The sequence below is a fragment of the Micromonospora sp. ATA51 genome, from assembly GCF_016802855.1.
GTDB classification, from domain to species: Bacteria; Actinomycetota; Actinomycetes; order Mycobacteriales; family Micromonosporaceae; genus Micromonospora; species Micromonospora sicca.
Genome location: NZ_JAEVHJ010000326.1, coordinates 1 through 7,272, shown reverse-complemented (window position 1 = coordinate 7,272; position 7,272 = coordinate 1). Strand labels below are relative to the sequence as shown.

Sequence of the window (7,272 nt, the reverse complement as noted above, 5' to 3'; positions counted from 1 at the left end):
CCACCCGACCCGCCCGGCACAGGGTTGATCATGAGGTTGGCGGGGCGAAGAGCGCTCCCTCAGCCCGCCAACCTCATGATCAACGCGGCGGAAGGCGTGGTTGGGGGGGTTGGACGCCGCCCGACCACGTTGGTGCCGGCGGCGAGCATCCGCCGGGTGTGCTTGGAACCCTCGGAACCGGGCGGCGGCGACTGGTGAGGCCGAGCCGGCCAGGTTGAACCGGCCGGCTGACCGGGTGGGCGGGCCGGTGCCGGTCCGGATCAGCCGGTGTTGCGCATGCCGGCGGCGATGCCGTTCACCGTGGTCAGCAGGGCCCGCTCCAGCGCCGTACCGTCGTTGGGGGCGCGGCGGCCGCCCGGCGCGGTGGCCACCGCCCGGCCGGCGGCGCCGGACTCGCGGTACTGCTGGAGCAGCGCCACCTGGAGATGGTGCAGCGGCTCCAGGTAGGTGTCCCGCACCGCCAGGGTGCGCTGGAGCACCGGCGAGTTCTCCAGCAGGGCCGCCGAGTTGGTCACCGCCAGCACCTCCTGCTTGGTCAGCTCGTACTCCTGCTGGATCTTGTCGAAGATCGGGTGCAGCTTCTTCGGCACCAGGGTCTCGACGTACCGCCGGGCGATCGTCAGGTCGGTCTTGGACAGCATCATCTCGACGTTCGACAGGAACGTGCGGAAGAAGTGCCAGTTCCGGTTCATCTCGGCGAGCACGTCCTCCAGCCCGGCCGCCCGCGCGGCGGCCAGCCCGGAGCCGACGCCGTACCAGCCCGGCACGATCTGCCGGGTCTGCGTCCAGCCGAACACCCACGGGATGGCCCGCAGGCCGGCCAGCCCGGCCCCGGTGTTCGGCCGTTTGGCCGGCCGGGAGCCGATGTTCAGCGCGCCGAGCAGCTCGGTCGGGGTGGAGGCCCAGAAGTACGCCGGCAGGTCCGCGTCCTCGACCAGCGACCGGTACGACCGGAACGCCGACTCGGAGACCACGTCCATCGTCGCGTCCCAGCGTTCCAGCATCTCGGCCGGCTGCCGGGGCGCGGTGTGCAGCAGCGTCGCCTGGAGCACCGCGGCCACGGTCAGCTCCAGGTTCTCCCGGGCCAGCGCGGGCAGCGTGTACTTGTCGGAGATGACCTCGCCCTGCTCGGTCACCTTGATCGCGCCGTCCAGCGTGCCGTACGGCTGGGCCAGGATCGCGTCGTGCGTCGGCCCGCCACCGCGACCCACGGTGCCGCCGCGGCCGTGGAACAGCCGCAGGTGCACGCCGTGCCGGGCGGCCACGTCGCGCAGCGCGCGCTGCGCCCGGTGGATCGACCACTGGCTGGTGGTGATGCCCGCCTCCTTGTTCGAGTCGGAGTAGCCCAGCATCACCTCCTGCACGTCACCCCGGGCCGCCACCAGGGCCCGGTACGCGGGCAGCGACAGCAGCTCGTCCAGCAGCTCACCGCCGGCGTTCAGCTCGGCCGGGGTCTCCAGCAGCGGCACGATGCCGATCCGGGCCCGCCCGGAGTGCACGTCGACCAGGCCGGCCTCGCGGGCCAGCACCACCGCGGCGAGCACGTCGTCGACGCCCAGGGTCATCGAGATGATGTACGACTCGATCACCTCGGAGCCGAACCGGTCCTGCGCCTCCCGGATCGCCCCGAACACGTCGAACGTCTTCTGCGCGCCCTCGGTCAGCGGGGTGTCCAGGGTGGAGAGCGGCCGGCGGCCGGCCAGCTCGTCGGCGAGCAGCTTGGTCCGCTCCAGCCGGGTCAGCGACGGGTAGTCCGACACCTCGCCGACGGCCGCGTAGAGCTGGGCGAGCACAATGTGATGCGCCTCGGCGTGCTCCCGGACGTCCATGGTCGCCAGGTGCAGGCCGAACGCGGAGACCGTACGGATCGTGGAGGCCAGCCGGCCGACGGCGGTGAGCTGCCCGGAGTTGCGGGCCAGCGAGGCGCGCAGCAGCTCCAGGTCGGCGATCAGCTCGGCGGAGCCCCGGTAGTCCCGCCCCGGCACGTGCGCGGTGCCGGCGCGCAGCCGCTCCCGGGTGTTGGCCAGCTTCGCCTTCACGCAGCGGGCCTTGAGCCGGTACGGCTCCTCGGCGTTGACCCGGCGGAACCGGGGCGCCACCTCGGGCAGCGCGTCCAGGTCGGCGGCGAGGCTGGCGGAGAGGTCGAGCGACACCGCGCGCAGCCGCCGGGAGACGGAGACCTCGTTGATCAGGTGCTCCATCGCCGCCTCGGTGGCCGCGATCCCGTGCTCGTGCTGGATCCGCAGCACCTCCCGGGTGACCGCCGGGGTGACGAACGGGTTGCCGTCCCGGTCGCCGCCGATCCAGGTGCCGAAGGTCAGCGGTCGGGACGTCGGCGAGGTCTCGACGCCCAGGGTGCGCAGCGTGTCGGCGAGGTCGTCGAGGACCTGCGGGGCGGCCTCGGCGTACAGGTCGCGCAGGTAGTAGATGGCGTTGCGGGCCTCGTCGGTCGGGTCCGGCCGGTCCAGCCGCAGCTCGTCGGTCTGCCACATCAGGTCCAGCAGCTCGGCCAGGCGCCGGTTGGCCGGCCCCTCGTCGCTGGCCCCGTAGAGGATCGCGTTGGCGGTCTCGGCGTCCAGTTCGTCGGCGATCGCGCGCAGCTTGGACAGGATCGACCGGCGGGCCGCCTCGGTCGGGTGGGCGGTGAAGACGGGGCGTACCGCGAGGCGGCGGGCCGCGGCCGCGATCTCCTCGGCCGGCACCCCGCGCTCGGCGATCATCTTGGCCGCCTGGTCCAGCCAGCCGCCCTGGACCGCCCGGCGGCGCCGCAGGTCGCGGGCCCGGTGCACCTGCTCGGTGATGTTGGCCAGGTGGAAGTAGGTGGAGAAGGCCCGGGCCAGCTTGGTGCCGGTGGTGACGTCGAGGCCGCCGAGGCGCTGGGCGGCGGCCGGCGCGTCGGAGCGGACCTGCGCGCGGATCTCCTCGACCAGGTCGAGCAGCGGGCGGCCCTCCTGCCGGGCGAGGGTCTGCCCGAGGAGCGTGCCGAGGCGGCGGATGTCGGCCCGCAGTGCGGCGTCCGGGCCGTCGTGGTCGTGCTGGTCGGTCACGGGTGCGCTCCTTACGTGAGTACGAAGGACAGCGCTGTCCGACTCCCTGGATGGTATCCGCGTCGGCCCCACCGGAAGGAGGGACCCGGCGTGATGATCTGCACTCTGGGACGGGCGGGACGGCTCAGCCATCGGTGGCGGGCTCGCCAGGTCCGGTCGGGCGGGGGCCGGCGGCCCGGGCGGCGCGCCGGGACCGCCGGTGGGTGCGGAACATCGTGGCCGTGATCAGCCCGAGGATCCCGAGCAACGCCCACACCACCAGGCCGGTCAGCGACCAGCCCGTCGACCGGCGGTCGAAGTAGACCGCCGACTTGATCAGGTCGGTGGCCAACCCGGGCACGTTCCACCGGTGCATGCCGCGCAGCCAGCCGGGGAGGAACTCCGGGGCGTAGATGCCGCCGGAGCCGGGGTTGCCGAGCACCACCAGCAGCAGGATCACGATCCCGGTGCCGAGCAGGCCGAGCCAGCCCTGCACGGCGGCGGCCACCACCGCGGCGGCGAAGACCGTCAGCGCGCCGACCGCGGCGACGGCCGGCACGTCGTGGTGCCAGACGTCCAGGAACGGGCCGACGATCGCCGCGCCGACCGCGCCGAGCACGATCGCGTAGACCGCGAACGCGGCGATCCGCAGCCCGGCCCGGGCCAGGCTCACCGGCGCGGTGCCGGTCTTCAGGCCGAGCGCGGTGGAGGCCAGATAACCGCCGAGGACGTAGCCGACGGCGAGGTAGAAGGGGACCAGCCCGCGCGGGTCGCTCGCCTCCACCGGCACCTCGTCGGTGACCTGGAGTGGCAGGTCGGCCTGGCGGGCGGCCTGGGTGAGCACCTGGGTGACCAGCTCGGCGGCGGCGGGCGCGGCGGCGCTGGCGGTGGTGAGGCGCAACCCGTCGTCCGGGCCGGAGGTGAGCACCGCGTACACCTCGCGGGCGGTCAGCCCGTCGTCGGCGGCCTGCGGGCTGTCGTACCGGATCGGCTTGAGCTTGTCGGTCCGGGCGCGCAGGGCGGCCATCACCTGCTGGGCGCGCTGGTCGCCGAGGACCACCCCGACCGGGACGTCGCGCGGGGTGGGCTGGTGCAGCGCCCCCACGTAGGCGGCGATGAACGCGGTGGCCAGGGCGAGCGTGCCGACCAGCAACGCCGCCGTACGCGGCAGCCAGTCCCGCACGGCGAGTTCCCGGTCCTCGTCCACGCCGCCAGCCTAGGGCGGTGGTTCGCCCTGGTTGTGGGGTTTCGCCGCCCCGCGCTCGGGCACCTGATCGAGGTCGGCCAGACCGTCGGAAACGGCTTGGCCCGGTTCGATAGCGTTCGATCATGGATCTGCCCGTCTATCCGCCCAAGCCCCGGCCCGGTGACCGGGTCGCCGTCGTGTCGCCCTCCGCCGGCCTGTCGGGTCTCTTCCCGCACGTCCACGAGCTGGGGCTGCGCCGGCTGCGCGCGGAGTTCGGCCTGGAGCCGGTGGAGTACCCCACCACCCGGGTGCTGGGCGCCGACCCGCGGGACCGGGCCCGGGACCTGACCGCCGCCTTCGCCGACCCGACGGTCACCGCGGTGCTCGCCACCGTCGGCGGGGACGACCTGATCACCGTCACCCCGCACCTGGACGACGAGGTGCTGCGGGCCAACCCGAAGCCGTACTTCGGCTACTCGGACAACACCAACGTGCTCAACCACCTGTACCGGCTGGGGATCGTCTCCTACCACGGCGGGTCCGTGCTGGTGCACCTCGGCCGGCCCGGGAAACCGCACCCGCTGACCTTCGCCTCGCTGCACGCCGCCCTCTTCACCACCGGCTGGTACGACCTGGCGCCCGCCCCCGAGTGGGGCGACAAGCCTAACCCGTGGACCGAGCCGGAGACGTTGGCGTTCGAGCCGGAGATGCTTCCCGGCGACGGCTGGCGCTGGCAGGGGCCGGCCCGGGTGGTGCAGGGGCGGACCTGGGGCGGTTGTCTGGAGATCCTGCACTGGCTGATGGCGACCGACCGGGTCCCGTCCGCCGCCGAACTCGCCGAGTCGGTGCTGGTCTTCGAGACCTCCAACGAGCTGCCCAGCGCGCGGGAGGTGTTCCGGATCCTGCGGAACATGGGGGAGCGCGGGCTGCTCGCCGGCTTCCCGGCGGTGGTCGTCGGCCGGGCCAAGGCGTGGGACTTCGACCGGCCGCACACCGTCGACGAGCGGCGGGCGTGGGCCGACGCCCAGCGGGAGGCGGTCACCCGGGCGCTGGCCGAGTACGCCCCCGACGCCGTGGTCGTCTTCGACGTCGACCTCGGCCACACCGATCCGCAGCTGATCATCCCGTACGGCGGCGAGATCCGGGTCGACGCGGTCGAGCGCCGGATCGCGGTGCGCTACTGACCGACGTCCGGTCAGGCGTCGATCGTGGCGAAGGCGCGGACCGGGAAGGTGCCCATGCCGGCCACCCGCGGTGGGGCGGCGGTGAACCGGAAGCCCGTCGGCGGCAGCGCGTCGAGGCCGGTCAGGTGCTCGACGATCGGCACGCCGGCGGCCAGCAGGGCACTGTGCGCCGGGCGTTCGCCCCGGGCCGCCGGGCTCATGTCGTCGATGTTGATCGAGTCGATGCCGACCAGGGCGGCGCCGGCGTCCACCAGGGCGCGGGCGCGTCCCTGGTCAGGTACGGGGCCTCGGGCCCGCCGTACCGGTCGGTGCCGAAGTGCGCGTCCCAGCCGGTGTGCAGCAGTACCGCCCGCCCGGCCACCTCGTACGGGGCCAGCAGCAGCCGGTCCACCGCCCGGGTGCCGACCGGCACCCGGACCACCACCCCGGGCAGGTCGGCGAGGCGGTCCAGCGGCGTGCCGGTGAGGTCGGCGCCGTCCGCCCAGCGGTGCGCGGGCGTGTCCAGGTAGGTGCCGGTATTCGCGATCATGTCGATCCGGGCGACGTGGAACTCGACGCCGGGGGCGTAGTTCGCCCGGGACGCCTCCCGGGTGAGCCAGTCGGTGATCCGCGGCGCGGGCCAGCCCGGCAGGGTGGTCATGCCGTCGCTGATCACGTGACTCAGCTCGACCAGCCGCCGCGCCGGCGGGGTGTCGACGGCGACGCCCCGGCCGCCCTTGTGCGGCTCCTCGACGATCGTCCTGCGGTCGATCCGCACCTCGGCGACCATCAGCAGCCCGAGGTGCCGGACGAAGAGCGCGCCCAGCTCCTCGTCGGTGATGTCCCGGCCCGGGATGTCCAGCCGGAATCCCTCCGTCCGCAGCCCGCCACCGTTGGCGAAGGTGACCTCCGCGTCGAACTGCGCCCGATACTGCTCCGCCACGCGGCAAGCCGATCACGGGCCGCCGCCCCGGTCAAGATCCGATCGCGCGGCCCGTCGGTCCGCCGCGATCTGAGCAATTTTCTTCAAGAACCCGGCACCGCCGTGGCCCGAGGATGGAACGCGCCAGCCCGGCCGGGGCCGCAACGCCGGCGGCGGCCGGAGCGGGGTATGCGGACCTTTTCGGGGAGGCCCGACGCCCCCCGTCGGGCCGGTGCGGCCGCCCGGGCGTGCCTCACGGAGGTGCCGTACGCCGTTTCCTTTCATGATGCATGGGTGTGCTCATGATTGGATGTCCTACCTTGCGGTGGGACGGTCCCGGTGTTACCCGCGGTGGCGGTGCCGGGTTGACGTTTCACAGCCACCAGCCCGCCGGGGCGGGTCTTACGGTCGGCTCCACGTCCGTTTCGCGTCTCCGAGCCACTCCCGGCGACGGTGACCGCCAGCGCGGCCAGGTTCCGTGCGGCGTTGACGTCCCGGTCCAGGACCAGGCCGCACAGGGTGCAGGTGTAGGTGCGCTCGGACAGGGCGAGTTTGGTTTTCACTACGCCGCAGCCGGAGCAGGTCTTCGAGGACGGATACCACCGGTCGGCCACCACCAGCCGCCCGCCGTTCCATGAGGTTTTGTACGCCAGTTGCCGGCGCAGTTCGGCGAACCCGGCGTCGGCGATGCGCCGGGCGAGCCGCCGGTTGGCGAGCATCCCGGCCACGTTGAGGTCTTCCACCACCAGCGTGCCGTACTCGGCGGCGAGCCGGGTGGTCAGCTTGTGCAGACCGTCGTGGCGCAGATGAGCGACCCGGGCGTGCGCCCGACCGAGCCGGGCGGACGCCCGCTCCCACCGCTTCGACCCACGCCGCCCGGTGCGCCGGTCCGGGCCGACCCGGCGAGACACGCGCCGGGCCAGACGCCGCATCCGGCGGGCGGCAGTGTCCAGGTGGCGCGGGTTGGGCTCCATT

6 protein-coding genes are annotated in these 7,272 nt (G+C 73.7%); 1 reads left to right on the top strand and 5 read right to left on the bottom strand.

Annotated features, from left to right (window positions below; all coding sequences use genetic code 11):
• Positions 1–260: 260 nt before the first annotated feature.
• Entirely contained in the window at positions 261–3,047 is a 2,787-nt protein-coding gene (gene ppc, locus JNW87_RS31790; RefSeq protein WP_109801073.1) for a phosphoenolpyruvate carboxylase, read from the bottom strand.
• Between the two features lie 124 nt (positions 3,048–3,171).
• Complete coding sequence (locus tag JNW87_RS31785; RefSeq protein ID WP_109801074.1) at positions 3,172–4,233, bottom strand: hypothetical protein; 1,062 nt, start codon at positions 4,231–4,233, stop codon at positions 3,172–3,174.
• Positions 4,234–4,355: 122 nt separating this feature from the next.
• Between JNW87_RS31785 and JNW87_RS31780 the strand changes: the two genes are divergently transcribed.
• The gene (locus JNW87_RS31780; protein WP_109801075.1) at positions 4,356–5,396 is read left to right on the top strand and encodes a S66 peptidase family protein; all 1,041 of its coding nucleotides are present in this window, start codon (positions 4,356–4,358) and stop codon (positions 5,394–5,396) included.
• Positions 5,397–5,407: 11 nt separating this feature from the next.
• Here the strand turns inward: JNW87_RS31780 and JNW87_RS40980 are convergent, their stop codons facing one another.
• The 3 genes from JNW87_RS40980 to JNW87_RS31770 all read right to left on the bottom strand — a co-directional run.
• The gene (locus tag JNW87_RS40980; protein ID WP_309234124.1) at positions 5,408–5,647 is read right to left on the bottom strand and encodes a hypothetical protein; all 240 of its coding nucleotides are present in this window, start codon (positions 5,645–5,647) and stop codon (positions 5,408–5,410) included.
• Entirely contained in the window at positions 5,593–6,318 is a 726-nt protein-coding gene (locus tag JNW87_RS40975) for a cyclase family protein (protein WP_309234123.1), read from the bottom strand. The genes JNW87_RS40980 and JNW87_RS40975 overlap by 55 nt, the downstream gene beginning before the upstream one ends.
• Positions 6,319–6,578: 260 nt before the next feature.
• The coding region (locus JNW87_RS31770) for a transposase (protein ID WP_238454940.1) at positions 6,579–7,272 on the bottom strand (694 nt) is incomplete at its 5' end.